The organism is Streptomyces sp. 8N114, from assembly GCF_052245835.1.
Lineage (GTDB): Bacteria > Actinomycetota > Actinomycetes > Streptomycetales > Streptomycetaceae > Streptomyces.
The window spans coordinates 73,621-97,587 of the sequence record NZ_JBQQBT010000020.1 but is presented as its reverse complement, the minus strand read 5'-3'; the positions used below and the strand labels follow the sequence as shown (position 1 = coordinate 97,587).

General features: G+C 69.6%; 17 protein-coding genes. 11 read left to right on the top strand and 6 right to left on the bottom strand.

The genetic code is table 11. The features are described from left to right. The first annotated feature begins 116 nt into the window (after nucleotides 1-116). The 5 genes from ACTWQF_RS29235 to ACTWQF_RS29215 are packed head-to-tail and all read left to right on the top strand — an operon-like array spanning nucleotide 117 to nucleotide 6,121. On the top strand, nucleotides 117-1,112 hold the full coding sequence (locus ACTWQF_RS29235) for a TauD/TfdA family dioxygenase (protein WP_443282711.1): 996 nt from the start codon (nucleotides 117-119) through the stop codon (nucleotides 1,110-1,112). 31 nt (nucleotides 1,113-1,143) lie between these two features. Then, complete coding sequence (locus tag ACTWQF_RS29230) at nucleotides 1,144-2,169, top strand: ornithine cyclodeaminase family protein (RefSeq protein ID WP_443282710.1); 1,026 nt, start codon at nucleotides 1,144-1,146, stop codon at nucleotides 2,167-2,169. A gap of 23 nt (nucleotides 2,170-2,192) precedes the next feature. Then, nucleotides 2,193-3,620, top strand: a complete 1,428-nt coding sequence (locus tag ACTWQF_RS29225; RefSeq protein WP_443282741.1) for a Y4yA family PLP-dependent enzyme — start codon at nucleotides 2,193-2,195, stop codon at nucleotides 3,618-3,620. A gap of 39 nt (nucleotides 3,621-3,659) precedes the next feature. Then, on the top strand, nucleotides 3,660-4,685 hold the full coding sequence (locus ACTWQF_RS29220) for a cysteine synthase family protein (protein ID WP_443282709.1): 1,026 nt from the start codon (nucleotides 3,660-3,662) through the stop codon (nucleotides 4,683-4,685). Nucleotides 4,686-4,693: 8 nt separating this feature from the next. Continuing rightward, entirely contained in the window at nucleotides 4,694-6,121 is a 1,428-nt protein-coding gene (locus tag ACTWQF_RS29215; RefSeq protein ID WP_443282708.1) for an MATE family efflux transporter, read from the top strand. 15 nt (nucleotides 6,122-6,136) lie between these two features. On the opposite strand, the gene ACTWQF_RS29210 is transcribed toward ACTWQF_RS29215, so the two are convergent. Continuing rightward, nucleotides 6,137-6,784 carry a CGNR zinc finger domain-containing protein gene (locus ACTWQF_RS29210; protein ID WP_443282707.1) on the bottom strand — a complete coding sequence of 216 codons (648 nt, stop codon included), beginning with the start codon at nucleotides 6,782-6,784 and terminating at the stop codon, nucleotides 6,137-6,139. Here ACTWQF_RS29210 and ACTWQF_RS29205 point away from each other — a divergent pair. From ACTWQF_RS29205 to ACTWQF_RS29195, 3 genes are all read left to right on the top strand, one after another. Further along, the gene (locus ACTWQF_RS29205; RefSeq protein WP_443282706.1) at nucleotides 6,770-7,462 is read left to right on the top strand and encodes a haloacid dehalogenase type II; all 693 of its coding nucleotides are present in this window, start codon (nucleotides 6,770-6,772) and stop codon (nucleotides 7,460-7,462) included. The two genes, ACTWQF_RS29210 and ACTWQF_RS29205, sit on opposite strands and share 15 nt — an antisense overlap. A gap of 463 nt (nucleotides 7,463-7,925) precedes the next feature. Next, nucleotides 7,926-9,500 (top strand): sodium/proline symporter PutP, encoded by a 1,575-nt coding sequence (putP, locus tag ACTWQF_RS29200; protein ID WP_443282705.1) that lies wholly within the window; start codon nucleotides 7,926-7,928, stop codon nucleotides 9,498-9,500. A 250-nt stretch (nucleotides 9,501-9,750) separates the two neighbouring features. Beyond that, nucleotides 9,751-10,743: a LacI family DNA-binding transcriptional regulator gene (locus ACTWQF_RS29195; RefSeq protein ID WP_443282740.1), complete on the top strand. Its 993-nt coding sequence runs from the start codon at nucleotides 9,751-9,753 to the stop codon at nucleotides 10,741-10,743. A gap of 30 nt (nucleotides 10,744-10,773) precedes the next feature. Here ACTWQF_RS29195 and ACTWQF_RS29190 read toward each other — a convergent pair whose 3' ends face one another. Further along, nucleotides 10,774-14,874, bottom strand: coding sequence for a glycosyl hydrolase (locus ACTWQF_RS29190; protein ID WP_443282704.1), 4,101 nt, complete (start codon nucleotides 14,872-14,874; stop codon nucleotides 10,774-10,776). Nucleotides 14,875-15,167: 293 nt separating this feature from the next. Here ACTWQF_RS29190 and ACTWQF_RS29185 point away from each other — a divergent pair, with 293 nt between their 5' ends. Both ACTWQF_RS29185 and ACTWQF_RS29180 read left to right on the top strand, forming a co-directional pair. Next, nucleotides 15,168-16,541, top strand: coding sequence for an MFS transporter (locus ACTWQF_RS29185; protein WP_443282703.1), 1,374 nt, complete (start codon nucleotides 15,168-15,170; stop codon nucleotides 16,539-16,541). A 56-nt stretch (nucleotides 16,542-16,597) separates the two neighbouring features. Further along, complete coding sequence (locus ACTWQF_RS29180) at nucleotides 16,598-18,088, top strand: arabinose isomerase (RefSeq protein ID WP_443282702.1); 1,491 nt, start codon at nucleotides 16,598-16,600, stop codon at nucleotides 18,086-18,088. Nucleotides 18,089-18,411: 323 nt separating this feature from the next. Here the strand turns inward: ACTWQF_RS29180 and ACTWQF_RS29175 are convergent, their stop codons facing one another. From ACTWQF_RS29175 to ACTWQF_RS29160, 4 genes are all read right to left on the bottom strand, one after another. Beyond that, nucleotides 18,412-19,182: an SDR family oxidoreductase gene (locus ACTWQF_RS29175; protein WP_443282701.1), complete on the bottom strand. Its 771-nt coding sequence runs from the start codon at nucleotides 19,180-19,182 to the stop codon at nucleotides 18,412-18,414. Continuing rightward, nucleotides 19,179-20,207, bottom strand: coding sequence for a zinc-dependent alcohol dehydrogenase (locus ACTWQF_RS29170; protein WP_443282700.1), 1,029 nt, complete (start codon nucleotides 20,205-20,207; stop codon nucleotides 19,179-19,181). Before ACTWQF_RS29170 ends, ACTWQF_RS29175 begins: the two co-directional genes overlap by 4 nt. A 59-nt stretch (nucleotides 20,208-20,266) precedes the next feature. After that, complete coding sequence (locus ACTWQF_RS29165) at nucleotides 20,267-21,565, bottom strand: L-fuconate dehydratase (protein WP_443282699.1); 1,299 nt, start codon at nucleotides 21,563-21,565, stop codon at nucleotides 20,267-20,269. Nucleotides 21,566-21,636: 71 nt separating this feature from the next. Further along, nucleotides 21,637-22,959, bottom strand: coding sequence for an MFS transporter (locus ACTWQF_RS29160; protein ID WP_443282698.1), 1,323 nt, complete (start codon nucleotides 22,957-22,959; stop codon nucleotides 21,637-21,639). 129 nt (nucleotides 22,960-23,088) lie between these two features. On the opposite strand from ACTWQF_RS29160, the gene ACTWQF_RS29155 reads away from it, so the two are divergent. Beyond that, on the top strand, nucleotides 23,089-23,865 hold the full coding sequence (locus ACTWQF_RS29155; RefSeq protein ID WP_443282697.1) for a GntR family transcriptional regulator: 777 nt from the start codon (nucleotides 23,089-23,091) through the stop codon (nucleotides 23,863-23,865). The last annotated feature ends 102 nt before the right edge of the window (nucleotides 23,866-23,967 follow it).

The following is a 23,967-nucleotide window of genomic DNA, read 5'->3' as shown; positions in this document are numbered from 1 at the left end:
CCCTCCCGGCGGCTCGTCCCTCTACCCGCCGTACCTGAGCGAGCAGTTCGCCGACCCGGGCCGGATGCGCGCACCCCCTCATGTCCGTCGTACCCGAAGAAACGGATCTTTTTGCCATGAGCATGGCGGTCGCCCCCGTACGTCCGATCGAAGCCCGCCACGTTGACGAACTCCGCTCGGCCGCCGAACGGATCATCTCCGAATGCGGCGAAGTATCCGCGTCCGAGGCGCTGTTCCAATGTGTGGCACGGGAGGCGGGCGCACTCAGCCCCTCCCTGCGTGCTCAGCTGCGGCCCGTCGACACCGACGACGGCTTGTTCGTGCTGCGCGGCCTGCCGGTGGACGATGCCGAACTGGGCCCCACACCGGCCAGTTGGGCGGAGGCCGGGCACAGCGGAGCCGCGTACGACGTCATGCTTCTGCTGCTGGCCTCGGTGATGGGCAACCCGATCGCCTGGGAGGGGCAGCAGGACGGCCGGTTCGTGCACAACATCGTTCCCGCAGCCGGCCATGAGGCGAAGCAGACCGGCGCCAGCAGCGACGTGCTGCTCAGCCCGCACACCGAGGACGCCTTCCACCCCGGCCGCGCACACCTGTTGATGCTGGGATGCATGCGCAACCACGACCACATCGCCACCACCGCGGCGAGCATCCGCAAGACCCGCCTCGCCGAGGAGGACATCGCCACACTCAGCCGCCCTCTCGTACCGATCCTGCCCGATGACGCCTACACCGAGGCCCAGGGATTCGCGGACGCGCCGCCTCCCGCGATGCCCACGCTGCATCAGTCCGACGAGGGACTGACGATGCGCTTCGACCCGGCCTACACCCCGCTGGAAGAAGCAGACGAGACCTACCGGGCCGCCTACGCGCGGCTGGAGAGCGAACTGGCCCGGGTATCCGTCGCGGTGAGCCTGGACCCGGGCGACGTCCTGGTGGTGGACAACGACCTCGTCGTGCACGGCCGGGTTCCCTTCACGGCCCGCTACGACGGTACCGACCGCTGGCTCAAGCGCGCCTCCGTGCGGGTCGCCGACCGGCGCACCCGGCCGGCAGCCGAGAAGCAGGAGCACGGCTACGGGCAGACCGCCCTCGAAGCGCACGCGCACTGACCGCGACCGGACACCTTCGGGAGACTCGCTGATGAGCGAAACCACAGACGTGACAACTCCGCGCCACGCGGCAGGGGCGGACCGGACGCTGCGCATGCTGTCCACCTCGGACCTGGCCGGTATAGAGATATCCCTGGCCGACGTGGTGGCCACCGTCGAGGACGCCTATCGCACGCTGCAGGCCGGCCGGTCCGACAACCCCCGCAAACTGACCGTGAAGCCTGCCGACGGGCACTCGGTGGCCTACGCGATGCTGGGCCGGGACGGCAACCGTGAGGTCGTGGCCATCAAGACCTCCTACAAGCACGGCCTGGACAAGAGCCGCACCGAGCAGCACTACTACACGAGCCTGACCCTGTACGACGACGTCACCGGGCTGCCGGTGGCGATGATGGACTGCTCCCGCATCGGCTCGCTGCGTACCCCGGCGGTCTCGGCGCTGCTCGCCCGCGAACTCGCCCCCGCCGACGCCGGGACCGCCCTGGTCATCGGAACCGGGACCCAGGGCAGGCTGGCCCTCCCCTTCCTGCTGACCGTCCTGCCCGGCCTGGAACGGCTGCTCCTCTTCGGTACCCACGAGGAAGGCATCGCCGAGGTCCGCGCGGAGCTGAACCGTCACTTCCCCGACCGTGACGTCGAGGTCGTACAGGACGTGCGGGCCGCAGCCGGGGATGCGGACGTCATCGTGGCCACCGCCGGCGGCCACACGCCCGCCGCCGTCGAAGCGGAGTGGCTCAAACCGGGTGCGCTCTCCATCCTCGTCGGCCACGGCCTGGCGCCCTCCACCCTGCATGCCGCTGACCGCATCATCGCCACCAGCGAGGCGCAGATGAACGTCACCGGCACCGACATGGCCGACGCCGAGGGCAAACTGCCCGCCGTTCATGCCGAGTTTCCCGAGGTACTGGCCGGCGCCCGGGCCGGGCGCCGGTCACCGGCGGAGCGCGTCTTCGCGTACAACAGCGGTCTCGTGGTCACCGACATCGCGCTGGGCCACCGGTTCGCGCATCTCGCGCTGGAGCAGGGGCTGGGCACCGAGGTGACGCTGTGGCAGTGACGACCCAGAACCCGCCCGCCGACATGGACACGGGCAGGAACACGGACACGGCCGCGGCGCCCCCGGTGCCCGCTCTGCCCGATCCGGCATCTGAGGCCGTGCTGCGCAGCGGCCTTCCGGCCGAGCTGGCATACGCCTTCGGCGGGCCGTTCCACTTCCTGCTGCCGGACGCCTTCGACGCGAACCTCAGCGCGACGCTTGCGGTGTTCGCCGAGACCGGCGTCGAGGGGAAGGTCTACTACGCGAAGAAGGCCAACAAAGCCGCCGTGTGGGTCGAGCGGTGTGCCGCGGCGGGATGCGGGGTCGACGTCGCGTCCCTGGGTGAGCTGCGTGAGGCTCTGGGGCACGGCGTACCCGGTGACCAGTTGGTGGTCACCGGACCGGCCAAGGCGGCGGCACTGCACGAGTTGGCCGTACGGCACCGGGCACTGATCGCCGTGGACTCCCTCGACGAACTCGACTCCCTCATCGGCCTCGTCGGGACCGGTCGGACGGGGCCCGCCAGGATCCTGCTGCGCTGCCTTCCCACCTCGCAGCCCCACAGCCGCTTCGGCCTGGACGCAGGGCAACTGGCGGCCGCGCTGGAGATGTGCGCGCGGGGCGCGGAAGCGGTACGGCTGGAAGGCTTCAGCTTCCACCTGTCCGGATACGCCCTCCAGCCCCGGGCCGATCTCGCGGCCGAGCTGATCGGGCACTGCTACCGGGCCCGCGCGCTGGGGCTGGGAGCGGACCGGATCAGTATCGGCGGAGGACTGCCCACCAGCTACACCGAAGACCACCACTTCACGCGTTACCTGGCAGAGCAGCACAGCGGCCACTACCACGCTCAGAAGTCGTTCTCCGCAGGTGACTTCTACCCCTACCACTCACCCACGCCCGGAGCACAGGCGCTGCGCGAGCTGCTGGCCCTGGTCCCGAACGGGCACGAGCAACCGCTGTCCGGGATACTCAAGGACGGCGGAATCACGCTGCTGATGGAGCCCGGCAGAGCGCTGCTCCACCAGGCAGGCGCGACCGTCTTCGAGGTGCAGGGGGTCAAGGAGCGCGACGGGTACCTTCTGGTCACGGTCAACGGCACCAGCCTGAGCCTCTCCGAGCAGTGGTTCAACAGCGAGTACCTGCCCGACCCCGTCCTGCTCGACAGCACGGGGGACGAAGCCCCGCTCGACCCCGCGGAGGACGAACAGCCGGTGCGGAGAGGGCCGGACGGGACGTGCGCCGCGGCCGTCGGGGCCGCCACCTGCCTGGAATCGGACATGCTTTCCTGGCGCAAAATCCGCCTCCCCCGTCCTCCCCGCCCCGGTGACCTGCTGGTCTATCCCGACACGGCCGGATACCAGATGGACTCCAACGAATCGCCCTTCCACGACCTGCCGCTGCCCGCCAAAGTCGTCATCGACCGCACGGACCGTGCAAGGCCCCGATGGCGTCTGGACCGCCACTTCCACTGACCGGCCCTGCTACGCCACGACCCCCTACTGGAGTCCGCCATGTCCGGTGCACTGCAGCGTCCCGCTGTGGTCTCCCGCGTATCCGAACTCATCGGATGCACCCCGCTGTTGGAGTTGGCCACGACCGAGTCCGGCAGCCGTCTGCTGCTCAAACTGGAGATGTTCAACCCGACCGGTACCGCGAAGATACGCATGGCCCGGCAGATGATCGTCGATGCCGAAGAACGTGGTGAACTGCGCTCCGGCGGCCGGATCATCGAATCCACCTCCGGGAACACCGGACTGGGCCTGGCCGTCCTCGCCGCCGAACGCGGCTACACCTTCACCGCCGTTGTCGACAGCCATGCCGCGGCCGACAAGCTGCGCAGCATGAAGGCCATGGGCGCCGAACTCCTCTACGTCGACGAGGGCGACGGGGAGGAGCTGGCGACCGCCGCCCGCGAAGAACTGGCCGAGCAGCTGGCCGAAGGCCAGGACAACACCGTCTTCACCGAGCAGCACAACAACCCCAGCAACGGCGTCGGATACTTCCCGGTCGCCCACGAGCTGCACGAGGCTCTGGACGGGAACATCGACGTGCTCGTCGGCGCGGTCGGCACCGGCGGCGGCCTGTGCGGCACCGCCCGGGAGCTGCGTACCCTCGTCCCCAGTTTCTCCACCGTCGGGGTGGAGCCCAAGGGCTCCATCGCCTTCGGGGGCCCCGCTCACGACTACTACCAGTCCGGCACCGGCACCCCGGAGGGCGCCGAGATCGGCGCGCTGGTCGACTACGACCTGATCGACGAAGGCGTCAAGGTCGGTGACGTGGAGGCGTTCGCCACAGCCCGGGCCGTGGCCCGCACCGGGCTGCTCATCGGCGGATCGGCCGGCGGAGTCGTCTACGAGGCACTGACCAGACTTCCCTCTCTTCCGCCGGGCAGCACCATGGTCGCCCTGATCAACGATGGCGGCGAGAAATATCTTGACACTATCTTCAACGACGACTGGATGACCGCGCGCGATCTCATCGACCCGGTAGTGGAACGGGAAATCGACGAGACCCTCCGAAAACTCCGCAGGATCTGATGCCCATCATGCTGACCACCCTCCTCCGCGACAGCCGTGCTCTGGCCACGCTCGCCGTCCCCCTCGTCCTGACGCAGCTGGCCCAAGTGGCGCTGACGACCACCGACACCGTGATGATGGGCATGCTCGGTGCCGCGGACCTGGCCGCGGGAGGGCTGGCCATCGTCATCTTCAACCAGCTGCGCACCATGGGTGTCGGCCTGATCACCTCGGTCGGCAACCAAGTGGCCGCGGCCTCCGCACGTGCCGAGGTCGCCGAGAACGCCAAGGGCACCGACACCGGGGCCCCGGACACCGCAGCCGGTGGTGACGAGGAGGTGCGCACCATCGTCCGGGCGAGCATGGCCGTCGCCACCCTCGCCGGGGTGGTCGGCGCGGTCCTCATGCTGCTGATCGGACAGGCCCTCACCCTCCTCGGCCAGGAGGCATCGGTAGCGCGGAACGCCCAGCACATGCTGCTCGCGCTCGCCCCGGGGCTGCTGCCGTGCCTGTGGTTCCAGTCCCTCCGGCAGTTCACGGTCGGCATGCGCCGCCCCCAGGCCCTGCTGCAGATCACCATCGCCTCCGTGGCCGTCAACGCCGGCGTGAACTGGGTTCTCATCCACGGCACCTGGGGCATGCCGAAGCTGGGACTGCCCGGCGTGGGTGTGGCCACCTCGCTTGTCTACCTGCTGTCCTTCTTCGCCCTCTACCTGTTCACCCGCCGCGACCCGGTCCTCGCGCCCCTGCTGAGCCTCAACATCCTCAAGGCGGACCCGGCCACCGTCCGCCGCCTGATCGCCCTCGGCATACCCATCGCGGCGACCTACGGGTCCGAGGCCGGATTCTTCTCCGTCACCACGCTGATGGCCGGCTCGTTCGGCAGCGCCGCGCTGGCCGCGCACACCGCCGTCAACCAGCTCGTCTACATCGTCTTCCAGGTGGCGGTCGGCCTCTCCCACGCCGCCTCCATCAACGTCAGCCGGGAGATCGCCCAGGACCGGCCCCAGGCGGCGCTGCGCATCAAGAACACCGCGCTCGCCTGCGCCGGAGCCGTCATGGCATTTGTCGCGGTGATCTACGTGACAGTGCCGAAGCTGGTTCTCGCCCCCTTCTTCGAGGGCGGCTCCGGTGACAACGAGGCCGTCTCCATCGCCACCCATCTGCTGCTGGTGACGATGGTCCTGCAGTTCTTCGACTGCGCTCAGAACATCGGCATCGGTCTGCTGCGCGGGCTGGACGACACCAAGAGCGGCTTCCGCATCACCCTGGTCGGCTACTGGGTCATCGGCCTGCCCGCTGCCTGGCTGCTCGCCTTTGCAGCCGGGTTCGACACGCTCGGCATCTGGCTCGGCCTCCTCGCGGGCCTCGCCGCCACCGCCGTCCTGCTCCTGCGCCGCTACGGCACCGCGCTCAACGCCCGGTTCACCTCGACCGAGACCGTTCCGGCAACCTGATCCCGCCCGGTCCCATCACTGACTCTGCGGTCGGGCTCGTCTGCGGGCCCGATAAGCCGCGGCCTTGACGCGGTTGCCGCACTCGTCCATTCCGCACCAGGTACGCCGGGCGCCGCGCGAGCGGTCGAGATAGATGCGAGTGCAGCCAGTGCGACCGCACTCCTTGAGACAGGCGTGGGGATCGGCGAGCACGGCAATAGCGCTTCTGGCTATTTGAGCGAGTGCCGCGCGGAGGTCTCCCGACATACGCAGCCCTGCGTCGCTGAGCTCGATCGTGGGGACCGGCCCGGCCGCCGTGCCGTTGACGATCTTGAGGCCGCGTGGGTCGAAGGGCCGATCGAGCACGCGATCGAGAGCAAGGCGGTAGATCGCTTCTCGCAGTGACAGCGCGAACTCGAAGGTTGCGAAGTCCGCGGTCACACGGTCGGGGAGCTCCTCACATTCGGCCACCCACCGCTCGAGGTCTGCTGGCGCCGCCAGGGCGTCGATGGGCTCGTCTCGGCGAGACCCCACGGTGGCGGCGAGATCGAGGGCTGGGTTGCCGCTCACGAATGCGAAATACACGTCACCATCTTGACCGGTGACGGGGCCGGTGACAAGGTCGTCACCTGTTGAACCGGTGACGCCAACGCCGAACAGGAGCAACCCATGCCCGAAACCCACGACATCGAGGCCGTCGTCTTCGACGTACTCGGAACGCTGGTCGACGAAGCCAGCGGGCTGCGAGCGGCAATCCGCGACGCGGTGCCCGCGTCCGACGATGCGTCTGTCGACGAGCTGCTCGCCTTGTGGCAGCAGCACGTCGAGCTCGAGCAGCAACGCATCGGGGAAGGGCACCGCGCGTACGCCAACACCGAGATCATCGACGCGGAGGCTGCGGGGCGGGTGGCCGACCATGCCGGACTCGCCGATCCGGCGACCCTCGCCCGGCTGGCCACAGCGGGCCGGCGCTTGCCTCCCTGGGGCGACTCCGTCGCCGGTCTCGAACGGCTCGCGCAGCGGTTCCCCGTGCTTGGGCTCTCCCACGCCAGCCACACCGCTCTGCTGCATCTCAACGCACATGCCGGGCTGCGCTGGCACCAAGCCTTGTCCGCCGAAGCCGCCCTGGCCTACAAACCGGCGCCGGAGGTCTACCAACTCGCCATCGACACCGCCGGATGCCCACCGGAACGCGTACTCATGGTCGCCGCCCACGCCTGGGACCTCCGCGGAGCTCAGGCGACGGGCATGCGGACCGCCTACGTCCAGCGACCGGCCGGGGATCCGCCGGCGAGCTCCGATGCCTTCGACTGGCGGTTCGACGGTCTCGACGAACTGGTCACCGCGCTGACGGCGAGCTAGCGAGGCCGATCGGCACTCCGCCGCGTCGGCACGACGCGCCTCTGATCGAGCACACCATCCGCAGCCTGTCGCGGATGTCCGTCCGAGTTCTTCCTGCACACGCCGCCGGGCCAAAGCTGAGCCCTACGCACGCAATCACCCACCGTCACGCAGTCAGGCACAGAGCCCAGAGGATCAGGCTTGGGACGCCTACGCGTTGGGACGACTACGCACGCACTTCGAAACGATCAGTTGTCTGCCCGAGACAGCACGGGCCGCATGGAGCCGCGTTGGCAGGTGGGCGAACCGAAGAAGGCTTGGAGCTGCTGGTTTATCACGATCCGGAACCGATGAGGACGTACGGCGTCGCATTCCCTCGCCAGTAAGCGCTGCCCCTTCTTAAGCTCCAGCCTCTCCGGCCCGAATGTGTGGCCACGTACGCGGCATGTTGCCAACGGTCGCTTTGCATCACAGGGAGTAACACATGATCGCCCTGACCGTCCCAGTCATGGTCACATTCGGAGTCTTTCTGATTGCGATGGTCATGGTCGGCGTCGTGACGCACGGAGAAACGACGACATTTGATGACTTCACCGTCGGCAGCCGTCGACTCAATGCCCCGGTGGCCGCCCTGTCCGCCGGAGCCGCCGACATGTCCGGCTGGCTGTTTCTGGGGCTGCCAGGAGCCGTGTACGCGGCGGGGATCGGTGCCACCTGGATCGCCGCCGGCCTGATCGTCGGCACGTATCTCAATTGGCGTCTTGTCGCGCCTCGCCTGCGGGTCTACACGGAGCGGGTCGGTGCCGTGACCCTGCCGGCATACCTGGAGGAACGGTTCGAGGACCGGAGCAGGGTGCTCCGGCTCCTCTCGGCCACCGTCACCGTCGTGTTCTTCACCGTCTACGTCGCCAGCGGGCTGCTCGCCTGCGGTCTCCTGGCCGACGAGATCTTCGGCGCCGGCTTCGAGCTGGGGCTCACCGTCTTCACGGTGGTGATCGTTATCTACACCATCCTCGGCGGCTTCCGGGCCTTGAGCGTCAGCCACTCCATACAGGGCACGCTGATGCTCCTCACGGCGGTCGCCCTCCCCGCGATCACCCTCTGGCACCTCGGCGGCTTCGACGCGCTGCAGCGTCAGCTCACCGCCATAACCCCCTCACTGCTCGAACCGGGAGCCGAGGCATCCTTCGCCGACAAGAAGTGGACGGCCGGCGAACCACTCGGAGCCGTCGCGATGATCTCACTGCTCGCCTGGGGACTCGGCTACTTCGGCCAGCCCCACATCCTGACCCGCTTCATGAGTATCCGCAGCACACGGGACATACCGCTGGCCCGCCGTCTGGGCGTGGGCTGGGTGATCGCCGTCCTGGCGGGCGCATCACTCACCGGGCTTGCCGGGATAGCCGCGCTCGACAAGCCGCTCAAGAACCCGGAGACGGTCACCATCGCGCTGTCCGCGCATCTGACCTCCCCCTGGATCGCAGGGGTCCTGCTGGTGGGCGTGCTGGCCGCGATCAAGTCCACGGTGGACAGCCAACTGCTGGTCTCCGCCACGTCCCTCACCGAGGACCTGTACCGGGCGTTCCTCAACCGGCGGGCCTCCGACACGTCGCTGCTGCTGATCGGACGTCTGAGTGTGCTGGCCGTGGCGCTGATCGCCTATGTGATCGCGCTGAGCGGCGGCGGCGTCCTCGACATCGTCGCGTACGCCTGGGCGGGATTCGGCGCGGCCTTCGGTCCGGTGATCCTGCTGTCGCTGTTCTGGCCACGGATGACGGCGGCCGGGGCCAAGGCCGGAATGCTCACCGGTGCCCTGACTGTGCTTCTGTGGAAGCACATCGACCCGCTCCTCGGCCCCCTGAAATCGGGCATCTACGAGATGGTGCCGGGCGTGGTCGCCGCCACCGCGGCGGCACTGGTCTTCGGCAAGTTCGTCGGACGCCGCCCGACTCTCGACTGGAGCAACGCGATGGCGAACGACACTCCTCAGGCCACGCCGGGGAGCCAGGGCCCGTGGCCCCCGTACCCCACATCGCCCATGGACGGCCCGGGAAGGTAATTTCTCGCCTGAAGGGCGACCCTCTGGACACAACGGGCGTTATTGCATCAATCCGTTGGTGCCTGACCCACGGCTCCACACAGCCCACGCGCCCGTCCTGTACCGACGCCGCGAGCTCCGCCAGTGCCGCGTGAGCGTTGCCTCGCCGAGCCGGTCCCGGCGTTGGGCACGGTCGTAGGATGTGCGCACGCGGTGATTGTCGCCGCGCCCGCGGGCACGGCTCCGGGGGTCCGGACGGGAGGGGAGCGTCATCACCACGCGTCCCGCCCGTATCCAGGACGTGGCAGAGGCTGCCGGCGTCTCGGTGTCCACGGTGTCGAACGTGTTGAACCGCCCGGACCGCGTGAAGCCCGAGACGGCAGCCCGGGTCCGGACGGCCATCGCCGCTCTCGACTACGTGCCTCATACGGGCGCTGCCGGTCTGCGCAGCGGCCGGGCGTCCTCCCTCGGACTCGTTCTCCCCGACGTGGCGAACTCGTTCTACTCCCGAATCGCCCGGGGTGCGGCGGAGGCGGCGTACGAGCACGGGTTCTCGCTGGCCCTCTGCGACAGCGGCGACGATCCGGAGCGGGAGCAGGGCTATTTGTCCATGCTGGTCGAGCAACGGGCGGTGGGTGTCGTCGTGGTGCCGCTCACCGCGGATCCGGAACGGCTCGCCCGGCTGCGGCGGCGCGGGATACCGCTGGTGCTGGCCGACCGGTCGAGCATGGCCGAGGACGGGTGCTCGGTCTCGGTGGACGACGTGGCCGGCGGTCTCCTGGCGGTGCGGCACCTGCTGGCCGGTGGCGCCCGGGATGTGCTGGTCGTCAACGGCCGGCTGGAGATCCGCCAGTGCGCCGACCGCTACCAGGGCGCCCGGCAGGCCGTCCGCGGCCGGCGCGGGGCCCGGTTGAGCCAGATCACGGCCGAGCAGATGACAGCGGCCTCCGGTGAGGACATCGCCCGAGAGCTGGTCGACATTCCCGACGCGGTGTTCTGTACGAACGACTTCCTGGCGGTCGGGCTCTGCCGGGGGCTCGCCGAGCGCGGCGTCCGGGTCCCCGAAGACGTGCGGGTGGTCGGGTACGGGGACCTCGATGCGGCAAGCTTCGCCGCGACGCCGCTGACGACGATTCACCAGCCCGTGGAGGACCTCGGCCGGGCGGCAGTTGACATGCTGCTCGACGAGGTGGAGGCGCAGGGCGAGCATGTCCACGAGTCCCGGGTCTTCAGCCCGCACCTACGACACCGCGCCTCCGCCTGAACCGGGCCGCCGCTCCAGACCCGTCCGCGCTCAGTCCTCCGTATCCGCCGTCTCCCCCGTGTCCTCCGCCGTCTCCCCCGTGTCCTCCGCCGTCTCCCCCGTGTCCGCCGCTGTGTCCGCCGTCAGCAGCGTCACCGGCCCCATCAACCCCGACACCAGTTGGGAGGGGAACGTCCAGGAAGTAGGTGTCGCCTCGTGCAGATAGGGCGCCAGGGTGTTGTGGACCGTCACCTCGATCTGCACCGTGCGTCCCGCCGCGCCGGGCAGCGGAAAGCGGTACGGAGCGCAGAACGCCGCCCCGGCCGGCTCGCCGTCGACGGCGACCTCCACGCTGCCCCGCACCCGGCCCAGGTCGAGCACCGGAACTCCGCCTGCGGGCACGTCGACGGTGCGTGAGTAGGCCATCGCGCCGCTCCAGGCTTCCAGACCCATGGACCGCCAGTCGCCCAGCGGCATCGGTGCCGGTGCGGTCCGTACGACCAGCGGCCCGGTCAGTGCCGCTCCGCCGCGCCGCGTCGCGGTCGGCCAGGTGACGATCTCCAGTTCCGCCGCCTCCTGCAGTGGGCGGCCGAGGCGCAGTTCGTCTCCGTCGACGGTGTGAAAAGCGCCGCCGATACGCGCTGCCGCGAGCGGGACGCCCAGCGGCAACGTGACCGACTCGGTGCCGGCAGGCAGTGTGGCGCGGAAACGCTGAGCGGCCGGCACCACGTCGTCCGTGCTGCGCACCGCGTCCACCCGGGTGCCGAGCATCGGCGTGCCCGTCAGCCACTCGGTGCCGTGCAGGGGGTGCGGCCGGACGGCGGCGTAACAGGGCTGCAGCTCGGCCCACCGCCCGGGGTGCTCGATCGTCCACCCGCGCCAGTCACCCGTGCCCACTTCCCAGCCGGCACCGCTGACCAGTGCGACCGTGCCGGAAGCGGTACGGGCCACCAGATCCGCGAAGACGACATCCGCCGCCTGGACACTGTCCGCCGTCAGCTCGAGCACGTGGACGCCCGGTTTCAGCACCAGTTCGTGCCGGAAGAACATGGGGCTCGCGCCCCAGCTGGACTCGTAGTACTCCACCTTCTCCTGACGTGCCACAGCCTCGCCGTCCAGCACCACGGTCACACCGGTCGCCGCGCCCACCACCAACACCGCCTCCGCCGGCTGGGCCCCGGCGTCCAACTGCGCACGGTAGGTGACCCGGCCGTCCGGCCGCGCCGCGGCGGGAAGTCGCATGAACTGCGGTCGCGGCGCGAAACCACCCGGCCGCGTCAGGCAGTAGAAGCTGCCCAGCGGCTCGTCGTCGCCGGTCGCCCCGACGGACGGCGCCGTCTGCGGGTCGGCCAGCTCGTACTCGAGGACGTTGAGCCGCCGGTCGAGACGCAGCCGGGACGAGACGAGACAGCCCTCTCCGCCGGGCAGTTCCTCGCCGTTCCACCACCACCGCTTGGCCGCCGCCGCGCCGAGGACCAGGTCGGCCTCGCCCAGGCGGTCCGTCGCCACGATCGTGCGGGCCCGGACCACCTCTCCGGCACCGGGAGCGCCCGTGCGGACGAACTCCTCGCCGATCAGCCCCTTGGTACCCAGCACTCCGGGGCCGGGATCGGCGGCGCCCCGGCCGGAGGAGTGGAGCGCGGTGGACCAGCTGTCGCCGGGCGGTACCAGCGGGCGGTCTCCGGCGAGCACTTGGGCGACGGCGTCGACATCGAGCGGCTGCGGCGCATCGGCGGCGGGCACCGGCGGCAGATGACGCACGCGGTTGCCGTACGTGGCCCGTACCGGCCGCCACCCGTCTGCACCCTCCCCCTCGCCCTCCCCTTCCGTCCAGCGCAGAGTCCAGATCTGCAACTCGGCCACCGAGGTCCCTGCGGGCAGCGCCATATCGCCCCAGGTGTTGTCCATCGTGGGGACCAGTCGGCCCTGCCAGCCAGATGAGAGGTCGACGCCCGTGGCGGGGCCGACCCGCGTGACCGTACGCGGCCGGGAGGCGGTCGCACCGTTCGCAGGTTCGCCCTCCCGCCACACCACGATCGCGGCGGGCGCCCCGTCGAGCGGGACCTCGATGGTCGAGCAGCCGCCGGAGACGGTGAAGCGGGCGGGCTCGCGCGTCCCGGTAGCCGGGTTCCACACCTCTGCCTCGGCCACGGATGCCTTCACCCGGACCGTGGAGGCAAGGGCGTAGCGTGCGGGGTCGAAGTCGTGGTCGTCCTGGGGCCCGGACGAGCTCTCGCGCAGCCGGTACGCGCTGGCGTTGGGGAACGCGCCGGTCACGAAGGCGGCCCCGATGTCGCCCTGGCGCCGTACGAGCAGCGGAACGTCACCGGTCGCATGGCCTGCCGCGCCACGCACCGCCTTGGCCGCGGTCTCCGCGTCGGGCACGCGCTCCAGCCGCGGGTGCGCGGCCAGCGCCGCCACCACCGCGTCGTCGCCTGCCATCCCGGCCGCCGACGACGGTGCCCGGCCCACCACGACCACCCGGCCACCGCTGTCGAGCAGTGCGATCAGCCGACGCGCGGTGGGCTCCTCCAGCACGCTCGCCGACGGCAGCAGCACCGTCGAATAGCGAAGGTCCCGTTCGGGCAGCCGCACGCGACCGTCAGCGGGGACGGCACGCTGGACGGAGTCGTCGTCGATGACGTCGAAGGAGATGCCCGCACGGTCCAGCGCACCGATCCGGGTCCGGAACCAGTTGTTCGCGCCGCACAGGCCGAGGTAGTGCTCCTGTGTCTCGTCGATGTCGGTGTGCGTGCCGCCGATCCGGCCGTCGCCGAAGTGGTCGACCGGAGACCCCAGCGGCAGCAGCGCCTGCACGGTGGTGGTCGGGTGGAGGACGGCGACCTCGGCGTCATATGTGCCCCACGTCATGACGGAGGCGATTCGCGCGACCGCCCGGGAGAAGGCCGGGTAGTGCTTCCAGTAAGGCTGGCGCCAGTCCGTGGAGGGCGGCGCCCACTCGAACCAGCCGCCGGCAGTGCCGAAGTAGCTGGCGTGCGGGTTGTAGAGGTTGGCTCCGCTGCGCAGGAAGGGCAGCAGCCAGTCGTAGGTGTCCTCAAGGGTGCCGCCCCACCCGGAGGAGTGGAACGCCTCGATCCACACCCGGTCGTGGCCGTAGAGGTGGGCCATGGAGGAGTGGACCTTGGAGTCGCCCTCGTGGTCGCTGCCGACGGCGCTGTACCAGCGGTGGGTTCGGAAGTAGTCGGTGTAGATCTGGGTGGCCTGGGTTGGGTTGCCCGCGCGTGCCGGGTTGCTCTGGTCGGCGCCGAGCAGCATGCCGCGCTCGGTGTGCCAGCTGCCGAGCGGCTTGAACAGGGCCTCCTCGGTGAGCTCGGCGCGTACGGCGTAGTAGTCGGCGCGCACCTTGGCCGCATGTCCGCGGTCGGCCGTGAACTCGGCCGTGAAGAGGGCCGGTATGTGGTCCAGCAGGTCGTAGGCCCGGCGGCTGCGGAACTCCTGCGGGAAGCGGGCGGTCCAGGAGTTGGTGCCGGGCAGTTCGTCCTGGAAGCTGCCCGCGATGACGTTGCCGAGGTACTGCGGGACCCGGCGCTCGTATGCGCCGTGCACCGTGTCGATCAACAGGCCGACGGCGTGCGGGTCGAGGTAGTCGAAAGCCGTCGGCACCGACGTGACCAACTGCACCTGAGTCCCGTCCGGCACCGCGACCCGTTCGGCGCCGTCGGCCGTGAGGCGTTCGCCGGTCTCCAGGTCGTACGCGCCGATCACGCTCTCGGTCCCGAGCAGCCCCGGGTCGCCGCCGACGATCCTGGTGCGGCGCGCACGCAACGCCCGCCCGGCCGCCTCCGGGTGACGGTGAGTGATGCCGCCCTGCACGTTCGCGCCGGAGAATCCGATCTGGTCGTAGAGCCACAGCCGCATCCCGAGGTCCTGGGCGATCTCGCATGCGTCGGTGAAACGGGCCCACCACTCCTCGCTGAACCAGGCCGGGTCGTCCGCCCGTGCGCCGAAGGCCGGACCGGCCGGCGCCAGGTTGATGACGACGAGGTTGTGCACGCCGCCCTCGACGAACCTGCGCATCTGCCATTCCAGCCGGTCCCGGGTGACCCGCGCACCGGACCACCACCACAGCGGGGTGGGACCGAAGTCCCGGGGCGGCTCGTCGAACAGCTGCTGCAGTGCGGGGGAGATCACGGACGTTCGGTCCTTCCACGGACGTCGGGAGGTTGATCAGGAAGACCAGAGGGGCGACGCGGATGCGGGGTCGACGCGACGAGCAAGGGTAAAACGTTTTACATCAGAGGGGCCCGCTCGCAACAGGGGGAACGACGGCGTGGACATGTGGGTCACCGGCCCCAACCGACGGCCCACTCCGAACATTTGGCACCGATGCCTTGCAGTGTCTTGTTGGAACGTTGCAATCAGTCTTACAGTCGCTGCCTCGCAGCACGGCATCCATGTGACCACTCGACGACGGAGTCGCAGCCATGGCCAACGACCCGATTGCCTCCTCCCCCACCAGGCAGCGCCTGCCGGGGCGGTACTGGAAACTGGCCATCCTGTCCGGGATGGCGTCCTATCTCGACTCCGGCCTGCTCATCGGCATCTCGGTGAGCCTGGCCATCTGGCGGGAGAGCTTCGGGATGGGCGTGTGGATGGCCGGTGCCATCAGCGCGATCGTCGCCTTCAGTATCGCCCTCGGCTCGCTGGTCGGCGGCTGGCTCGCGGACCTCTTCGGCCGACGCCGGGTCTACAACCTGGACATCCTCTGCTACAGCTGCGGTGCGCTCACCATCGCCCTGGCACCGAACGACGAGGTGCTGCTGACCGGTGTCGTCGTCGCCGGGCTCGCAGCCGGTGCCGACCTGCCGACTTCGCTGGCCGTGGTGTCGGAGGCGGTGCCCGCCTGGGCGCGCGGCCGTCTGGTCGCCTTCACCCAGGTCATGTGGTCCGTCGGCATCGCCGTCACCACTCTGCTCGGCTTCGCCCTCTCGACCATGGGCCAACTCGGCACCCGCCTGATCGTCGGTCATCTCGCCCTCGCGGCCCTGGTGACCTGGGTCCTGCGGTCGCGGCTTGCGGCGCTGTCGGCCGAGCCGACCGAGAACGCGTCGCCGGACACGCCTGCGGCGGACGGCGCCGCTGTGCCGTCCGGGCCGGGCTCCCCGTCCACCGTCCCCGCGAACGACGCCAAGGGGGCGGAACGGCCGAACGGCCCCGAGCTGAAAAGCCTGTTGAAGAAGTCCGTCCTGCTGCCGATGGCCGCCACCTTCCTCTTCTACGTCGCGTGGGGGCTCGGCGCCAACACCTTCGGGCAGTTCGGCACGTACTTCCTCGTCACCGTCAGCGACGCTTCGCAGAGCCTGGCGACCGGGCTGAACCTGGCCTTCCTCCCGGTCCAGCTGGCGATGGCCCTGGCCTTCGTCCGGTTCGCCGACACGGCATGGCGCGACCGGCTGTTCCTCGTCGCGGCGGTGGTGCAGGTCGTCGGCTTCGCCATCCCCAGCTTCACCGGCGGCGCCGTGCTGTCCGGGATGATCGCGTACTTCGTCCTGTACCAGCTCTCCAACCCGCTGGCAGGCGAGGCCAATTACAAGGTGTGGTCGCAACTCCTTCTTCCGGCCGACACCCGTGGCACCTCCCAGGGGCTGACCTACGCCCTCTCCCGGGCGACGTTCGCGCTGGTGGCCTTCTTCACGCCCGCGCTTCTGGAGTTCAGCCCCTCCCTGCTGCTGTGGTCGATCACCGCATGCATGGCCCTCGCCATGGCTGTGGGGATCTTCATCATCCGCGTACTCCTGCCCCGCGCAGCGGCCGCTCCCGCCACTGCCCAGCCGGAAGCCCGACTCGTCACGCCCTGACGCCGGGCGTACGCCCCGACGCTCACACCGCCGCCGTACACGTTCGAGGAGTGACGATGCGCCCGAGAACGACCGACTCCGCATCCCCCGCCGCTGAGCCCGCCGACGACCGCGCCGCAGCGCCGCCCGGGGTGCTCCCGACGGCGACCAAGCGACGCCCCACCCGCATCGGGCTCGTCTCCGGCGGACTGGGTACGTACTGGCCGCAGTTCCCCGGACTGCTTCCCCAACTGCAGGAATCGGCCCGCTATGTGGCGCGGCGCTTCCAGTCGATGGACACCGAGGTGACCGACGCCGGATTCATCTCCGATGCCCAGGAGGGCGCCGCTGCGGCCGAGAAGCTGCGCCAAGCGGACTGCGACCTGATCGTGCTCTTCCTGACCACCTATCTCACCTCCTCGATGGTGCTGCCGATCGCCCAGCGCGCGAACACTCCGGTGCTGGTGATCGACCTTCAGCCCACCGAGAAGATGGACCACGCCACCTTCGACACCGGTGCCTGGCTCGCCTACTGCGGCCAGTGCCCCGTCCCCGAGATCGGCAACGTCTTCCGCCGCGCCGGCATCCCGTTCCGGTCGGTGTCCGGATGGTTGCGCCAGGAATCAGCCTGGCGGCGTATCGAGCAGTGGATCCGCGCCGCCCACGTACGGGCAGCGCTGCGGGAAGCCCGACACGGCCTGATGGGCCACCTCTACCCCGGGATGCTCGACGTCTCTACCGACCTGACGCTGCTGCCCGCCACGTTCGGCTCGCACGTCGAGGTGCTGGAGTTCGACGACCTGCGGCACCGGGTGGAGAAGGTGACCACCGCCGAGACAAGTGAGCGGATGGCCCTCGCGCGGGAGATCTTCGCCCTCGACGACTCCGTCGCGGAGGACGACTTCGCCTGGGGCGCCACCGTCTCGGTCGCCCTCGACCGCCTCGTCGACGACTTCGGCCTGGACACGCTCGCCTACTACCACCGCGGCCTGGACGGCGAGCAGCACGAGCGCCTCGGCGCCGGAATGATCCTCGGCGCCTCACTACTGACCGCTCGTGGCATCCCCGCAGCGGGCGAGTACGAGTTGCGTACCTCCGTGGCACAGCTCGCCTCCCAAAGCGTGGGCGGTGGCGGGTCGTTCACCGAGATCCAGGCGCTGAACTTCGTGGACGGAGTCGTGGAGATGGGCCACGACGGCCCGGCCAATCTCGCGGTCAGTTCCCATAACCCGCTGCTGCGCTCGCTCGGCGTCTACCACGGGAAGCGCGGCTGGGGCGTCAGCGTGGAGCTGGACGTCCAGCACGGTCCCGCCACGCTCCTGGGACTGGGGCAGGACGCCGACGGCAGCCTGTCCTTCATCGCCTCGGAAGGCACCGTCGTCCCCGGTCCGCTGCTGGGCATCGGCAACACCACCAGCCGCGTCGACTTCGGCCGTGACCCCGGTGAGTGGGTGGACGAGTGGAGCGCCACCGGCGTCGGCCACCACTGGTCGCTCTCGGTCGGCCACCATGCCGCCGACTACAGGGCAGCCGCGAGCCTGCTCGGCATCGACTTCCGGGCGGTGTGACTGGGCCCGCGGCGGTGGTGGTGTCCGGCGGGTCTTGCGGTGCCCCTCTTTTGGGCCGGTAAGGGGGTGCCACTGCGCGGAGCGCGCGGGCTGCAGGTGCTTTGTGGCTGGTGGGGGCACCTCCCGGCCGGAGTCCCCCAGCCTCCGGCCGGGAGGTGCCCCCAGGGGAGCAGTTCCCCGCGCCCCTTACGGGGCGCGTCCCCCTGCTCGAAGAGCTTGGGCAGTCTGCTCCCCCAAGCTCTTCGAGCAGGGGTACCCCCAGGGCGCAGGGTGGGCAAGCGCAGCCCCCCACGCCGGGCAACACAAGATCCGCCGGGCAAGCCCTAGCGGCCCAGCCACCCCCCGTCGACCGGCAGCACCGCTCCTGATACATAGGTCGACGCGGCGCCGGCGAGGAACACCGCCGCCCCGCCGATGTCCTCCGCCCGGCCCCAACGGCCGGCGGGGATGCGTTCGAGGATGGACCGGGACCGGTCGGTGTCGTCGCGTAGTGCCTGGGTGTTGTCGGTGGCGATGTAGCCGGGGGCGATGGCGTTGACGCCGATCCCGTGTGGTGCCCACTCGTTGGCCAGCGCCTTCGTCAGCCCGGCGACGCCTGACTTCGCCGCCGCGTAACCGGGGACGTACATGCCGCCCTGGAAGCTCAGCAGAGAGGCGATGAAGATGATCCTCCCCTGAACGCCTCTGTCGATCATGGACTTGCCCACCTCGCGGCTGAGTACGAACTGGGCGTTGAGATCCACCTCGACCACGCGGTCCCACATGTCGTCGGGGTGCTCGGCCGCCGGCGCCCGCTCGATGGCCCCGGCGTTGTTCACCAGGATGTCCACCGGCCGGTCCTGGCGGGCGAGTTCCGCACCGAGGGCACGGACCTCGGTCCGGTCGGCGAAGTCGGCCTGGCGGGCGGTGAAGGTCCTTCCGTGGGCCGTAACAGCCTCGCCCACCGCACTGCCGTGGGGCTCCAGGGAGGCACTCACTCCGATGATGTCGGCTCCGGCATTGGCGAGGGCTTCGGCGATCGCCTTGCCGATGCCGCGCCGGGCCCCGGTCACCACCGCGAGCTTGCCCGTCAGATCGAACGGACTGTCCGTCATCGGTTCTCTCCCTCGCAGTCGACGAGCACCTTCATCGCCTTGCCCTCGGACAGTTGGCGGAACGCGTCCGCCACGTCCGCCAGCGGCACTTGGCCGGTGATGAGCTGGTCGGCCGGGATCTCCCCGCTGTCGAGCAGGGTCACCGCCGTCTCGAAGTCCTGTCGCTCGTAGACCCGGGCCCCCAGCACCGTCAGCTCCCGCCAGAAGATCTGCTTCAGATCCACGGGCCGCGGCTGGGGGTGGATGGCGACGATGACCAGACGGCCTCTGACCCGGGCCAGCGAGGCCGCGCCGAGCACGGCCGCCGCGGAGCCGGAGACCTCGAACACCGCGTCCGCACCTGCGCCCGCCGTCCACTCCTCGACCCAGGCGGCCTGGTCGCCCGTTGCGGGATCGAGGACTTCGAATCCGAGCCCGGCAGCCGTCGCCCGCCGTGCCGCATCGAGCTCCGCGATGACCACCTTCGCCCCCCTGTGCCTGGCCACCACCGCGATGAGGAGTCCTATGGGGCCGCCACCGATGACGACGGCCTTCTCACCGGGCCGGAGTGCGGCGCGCCGTACGTCGTGTACCGCCACCGCCACCGGTTCGAGGAGTGCCGCATGGTCGAGCCGCAGCGACTCCGGCAGCCGGACCAGCACCTTCTCGGGTACGTTCCAGCGGGTCTGCAGCGATCCCGGCGAGTCGATGCCGATGAAGTTGAGGTTCTGGCAGATGTGCTGGTGACCCGCGGTGCAGGCGGGGCACGTACCGCACCAGTCGAGCGGCATCACGCCCACCGGATCGCCGACCGCCCAGCTCTCGACTCCCTGGCCGATGGCGGCGATCCGCCCGGACATCTCGTGTCCGATCACGGCCGGGAGGGTGACCCGCCCGTCCATGGCCCCGTGCAGGATGTGGAGGTCCGTGCCACAGATTCCGGTGAAGGCCACCTCGATCTGCACATGGCCTGCCAGGGGCGGGGCTGCCGGTTCCGTCTCCCCGACGGTGATGGTCCCGTTCCCGACGTACGTAGCTGCGTGCATCGTCCGCTTCTTTCCTCTCGTACTTCGTCCCGTGGCGGATGCGTGGCCGGTCGCAGGCGTCACCGTCCGGCCCAGTACGTGCCGTCCGGGAAGGAGAATTCGGCCAGCGACGCGTCATACATCCGCGCGCTGTAGCCGGGCTGCCGGGGCAGGACGTACGCCCCGTCGCGGACGACGCAGGGGTCGGTGAAGTGCTCGTGCAGATGGTCGACAAACTCGGTGACCCGTCCTTCGAGGCTGCCCGAGACGGCGATGAAGTCGAACGCCGAGAGGTGCTGTACGAGTTCGCACAGGCCGACGCCGCCGGCGTGCGGGCACACCGGCACGCCGTATTTCGCCGCCATGAAGAGCACGGCGAGGATCTCGTTGACGCTGCCGAGACGACAGGAGTCCAGCTGGCAGTAGTCGATCGCCTCGGCCTGGAAGAGCTGTTTGAACAGCACCCGGTTCATGCCGTGCTCTCCGGTCGCCACCCCGATCGGGGCCACCGCCTCGCGCACCCGAGCGTGTCCGAGCACGTCGTCGGGGCTGGTGGGTTCCTCGATCCACAGGGGCTTGAACCGGGCGAGTTCGCGGACCCACTCGATGGCCTCGGGCACGTCCCAGACCTGGTTGGCGTCGATCATCAGATGGGCGTCCTCGCCGATGATCTCCCGGGCGATGGCGCACCGCCGGATGTCGTCGTCCAGGTTCGCGCCGACCTTCAGCTTCACATGGCGGTATCCCGCCTGTACCGCCTCCTCGCACAGGGCCCTGAGCTTGTCGTCGGAGTAGCCGAGCCATCCGGCGGACGTGGTGTAGGAGGGGTAGCCGGTCTTCTCCAGCTGCGCTGTGCGCTCCTCGCGCGTGTCGGCCAGCCGGGTGAGCAGGTCGATCGCCTCCTCGCGGGTGAGGGCGTCCGACAGGTAACGCATATCGGCGGCGTCGACGAGTTCGGTGGGCGTCATCCCGGCGAGCAGCTGCCACAGGGGGACGCCTGCCCGACGCGCTGCGAGGTCCCAGACCGCGTTCATCACTGCCGCGAGCGCGAGGTGCACCACGCCCTTGTCGGGGCCGAGCCACCGCAGTTGGGAGTCCGACTGCAGCTCACGGTAGGTGTTGCCCAGGTCATCGGTGAGCTCCTCGACGCTCCTGCCCACCAGCGACCTGCCACGCTGCCGGGCCGCGTCCACACACAGGTCGTTGCCCCGGCCGATGGTGAAGGTGAAGCCGTATCCGGCCAGCTCGGGGTCGTCGGTGCGCAGTACGACGTACGTCGCCGAATAGTCGCCGTCCTTGTTCATCGCGTCGGACCCATCGCCCGTCAGCGAGGTGGGGAACCGGACGTCGACGACGTCCACGGCAGTGATCTGGGGCATCGTTTTCCTTCGGATCGGAGGATCGCGGGTGGGGTTCTCGGGTGGCGGGGAGCGGTGCGGAGGTCGTGCAGTCAGCTGGTGCGGACCTTGATGGGCTGCACCTTGCCCAGCACGAAGAGGTAGTTGAGCGCTCCCAGCAGGGCGAGGCAGCCGATCACCCCGAGCGCCGAGATGTAGGAGCCCGTCCGGTCGACGAGGTACCCGACGAGGATCGGGGTCAAAATCCCGGCGAAGTTGGAGGCAAAGTTCTGCATCCCGCCGATCGTCCCGACGTGCCGGGAGCTGGGCGCGACATCGGCCGGAAGGGACCAGATGCCGGTTCCCGCGACCGTCAGCCCGGAGTAGGCGACGGACAGCAGCGCGAGCGCCATCCACGCCTCCGGTACGACGGCGGCGAACATGATCACAGAGCCGCTGACAAGCCCGCCGACGATGGTCACCTTGCGTACGCGGTCGACGGAGTGCCCACGGCGCACGGCCCGGTCCGCGGTCAGCCCGCCGAGCCATCCGCAGCCGACGGCGCAGATGCCGGGGATCGCGCCGAAGAAGCCGAGCTGCAGCAGGTCGAAGCCACGCTCGCTGACCAGGTAGTCGGGGAAGAAGGTGATGAAGAAATAGATCACGCTGTTCAGGCAGAAGAAGCCGAACATCATGCTGAGCACGGTGCGGTACCGGAACAGGGACTTCCAGGGCAGGGAGGCTGCCCCGGCGTCGTCGTTCACCTCGTCGCGGGCGCCACCGGACCGGATGTACTCGGTCTCCGCCTCGTTGGCCCAAGGGTGCTCCGCGGGGCTGCGGTACACCTTCCACCACACAAGGGCCCATACGAGGCCGACGCACCCGATCACGATGAAGACCATGTGCCAGGAGGTCACCGCCACGATCAGCGTCACGACGGGCAGTGCGATCACGGCCCCGACGCGCGAACCCGAGTCCCAGATGCTGGTGGCGAACGCGCGCTCCCGCTGAGGGAACCAGGTGGCGACCACCTTCGCCGAGGTGCTCGGCGCGGGAGCCTCACCGACGCCGAGGAGGAACCGTGCGGTGATCAGGCTCCAGAAGCCCCTGGCCAGTGAGGTCGCCATGGTGAAGACCGACCAGCAGATGGCCGCGATCGTGAACGACCGGCGGGGGCCGACCTTGTCGACGTACCAGCCGGCGGCGAGCTGGAAGAAGTCGTACGCCCAGAAGAAGGCAGCGAAGACCAGCCCCTTCTGGGTGTTCGAGAGGTGGAACTCCTCTCCCATGAAAGGCAGCGCCACGCTGAGGCTGGACCGGTCCAGGTAGTTGATCGTCAGCCCGGCGAACGCGAGCCAGATGATGATCCACCGAGTACGGGTGGCGGTGCGCGGCGGTCGAACCGCAGCGTCTTGGCGAACAGGGGATGCAGCCATGTGATGTCCTCACATCGACACTGATGTGTATAGCATTTGGCTAAGCTCTATATTGATCCTGTAGATCGTATAGAGCCGCTGTCAATACCTCCGCCCGATACGGAGGAGACCACTTGGAGTTACGATCGCGTGACAGAGCTATCCACCGGCCCGAACGATGAGGTGTGCGTGCCACGCAAGAACGCGGCCAAGCCCGCGGCGAACGGGGTCTATGACAGGCTGCGCTCCTTGATCATGGACGGCGTGCTGCTGCCCGACACCCGCATCAACATCGTCGCCCTCTCCCGCGACCTCGGGGTCTCACAGACGCCGGTACGCGAAGCACTGCAGCGACTCGAAGGCGACAACCTGATCACCTACGAGCCGGGGCGCGGCTACAGCACCACCCCGCTGCTCGACCTCGACGGCCTGCGCGCACTGTTCGAGTTCCGCCTGCTCGTCGAACCATGGGCAGCGCGCGCGGCAGCGGTCGACCGGCTGAGCAACCCCGGCCCTCTGCTCGACCGTGAGCTCGACTCCTTCGAACAGGTCCTGGCCGCGCCGGAAAACGAGGCCGGAGGGCAGGACTCCCACCACGACATACGCCAGCAGCTCGTGACACACGACGCCGCCTTCCACGCGACGATCCTCAAAGCAACCGGCAACCCGGTGGCGGAGCAGGCATACGAACAGACCCACTGCCACCTGCACACCTTCCGGCTCTACCCGGAAGACATCGACACCGCCAACACCGTGACCGAGCACCGCAGGATCAGCGCGGCAATCAAAGAGTGCGACCCGGACGAAGCCGAGCAGGCCATGACCGGCCACATCCGGAAGGCGTTCGACAGGTTCGCCAAGGCATTCGACAAGACGGCAACGCCGCCGACGCTGCCGGACACACCCCCTAGACGCCTGGTGAAGTGACTCGACACCGAGGACGTGGGCACGTTCCTCGGCTGACCCCGGCTGCGGGCTGCGGGCTGCGGGCTGCGGGCTGCGGGCTGCGGGCTGCGGGCTGCGGGCTGC

Coding starts and splice junctions, on each gene's coding strand:
- ACTWQF_RS29235 (WP_443282711.1), top strand. CDS start 117: ATGAGCATGGCGGTCGCCCCCGTACGTCCGATCGAAGCCCGCCACGTT.
- ACTWQF_RS29230 (WP_443282710.1), top strand. CDS start 1,144: ATGAGCGAAACCACAGACGTGACAACTCCGCGCCACGCGGCAGGGGCG.
- ACTWQF_RS29225 (WP_443282741.1), top strand. CDS start 2,193: ATGGACACGGGCAGGAACACGGACACGGCCGCGGCGCCCCCGGTGCCC.
- ACTWQF_RS29220 (WP_443282709.1), top strand. CDS start 3,660: ATGTCCGGTGCACTGCAGCGTCCCGCTGTGGTCTCCCGCGTATCCGAA.
- ACTWQF_RS29215 (WP_443282708.1), top strand. CDS start 4,694: ATGCTGACCACCCTCCTCCGCGACAGCCGTGCTCTGGCCACGCTCGCC.
- ACTWQF_RS29205 (WP_443282706.1), top strand. CDS start 6,770: ATGCCCGAAACCCACGACATCGAGGCCGTCGTCTTCGACGTACTCGGA.
- putP (WP_443282705.1), top strand. CDS start 7,926: ATGATCGCCCTGACCGTCCCAGTCATGGTCACATTCGGAGTCTTTCTG.
- ACTWQF_RS29185 (WP_443282703.1), top strand. CDS start 15,168: ATGGCCAACGACCCGATTGCCTCCTCCCCCACCAGGCAGCGCCTGCCG.
- ACTWQF_RS29180 (WP_443282702.1), top strand. CDS start 16,598: ATGCGCCCGAGAACGACCGACTCCGCATCCCCCGCCGCTGAGCCCGCC.
- ACTWQF_RS29175 (WP_443282701.1), bottom strand. CDS start 19,182: ATGACGGACAGTCCGTTCGATCTGACGGGCAAGCTCGCGGTGGTGACC.
- ACTWQF_RS29170 (WP_443282700.1), bottom strand. CDS start 20,207: ATGCACGCAGCTACGTACGTCGGGAACGGGACCATCACCGTCGGGGAG.
- ACTWQF_RS29165 (WP_443282699.1), bottom strand. CDS start 21,565: ATGCCCCAGATCACTGCCGTGGACGTCGTCGACGTCCGGTTCCCCACC.
- ACTWQF_RS29160 (WP_443282698.1), bottom strand. CDS start 22,959: ATGGCTGCATCCCCTGTTCGCCAAGACGCTGCGGTTCGACCGCCGCGC.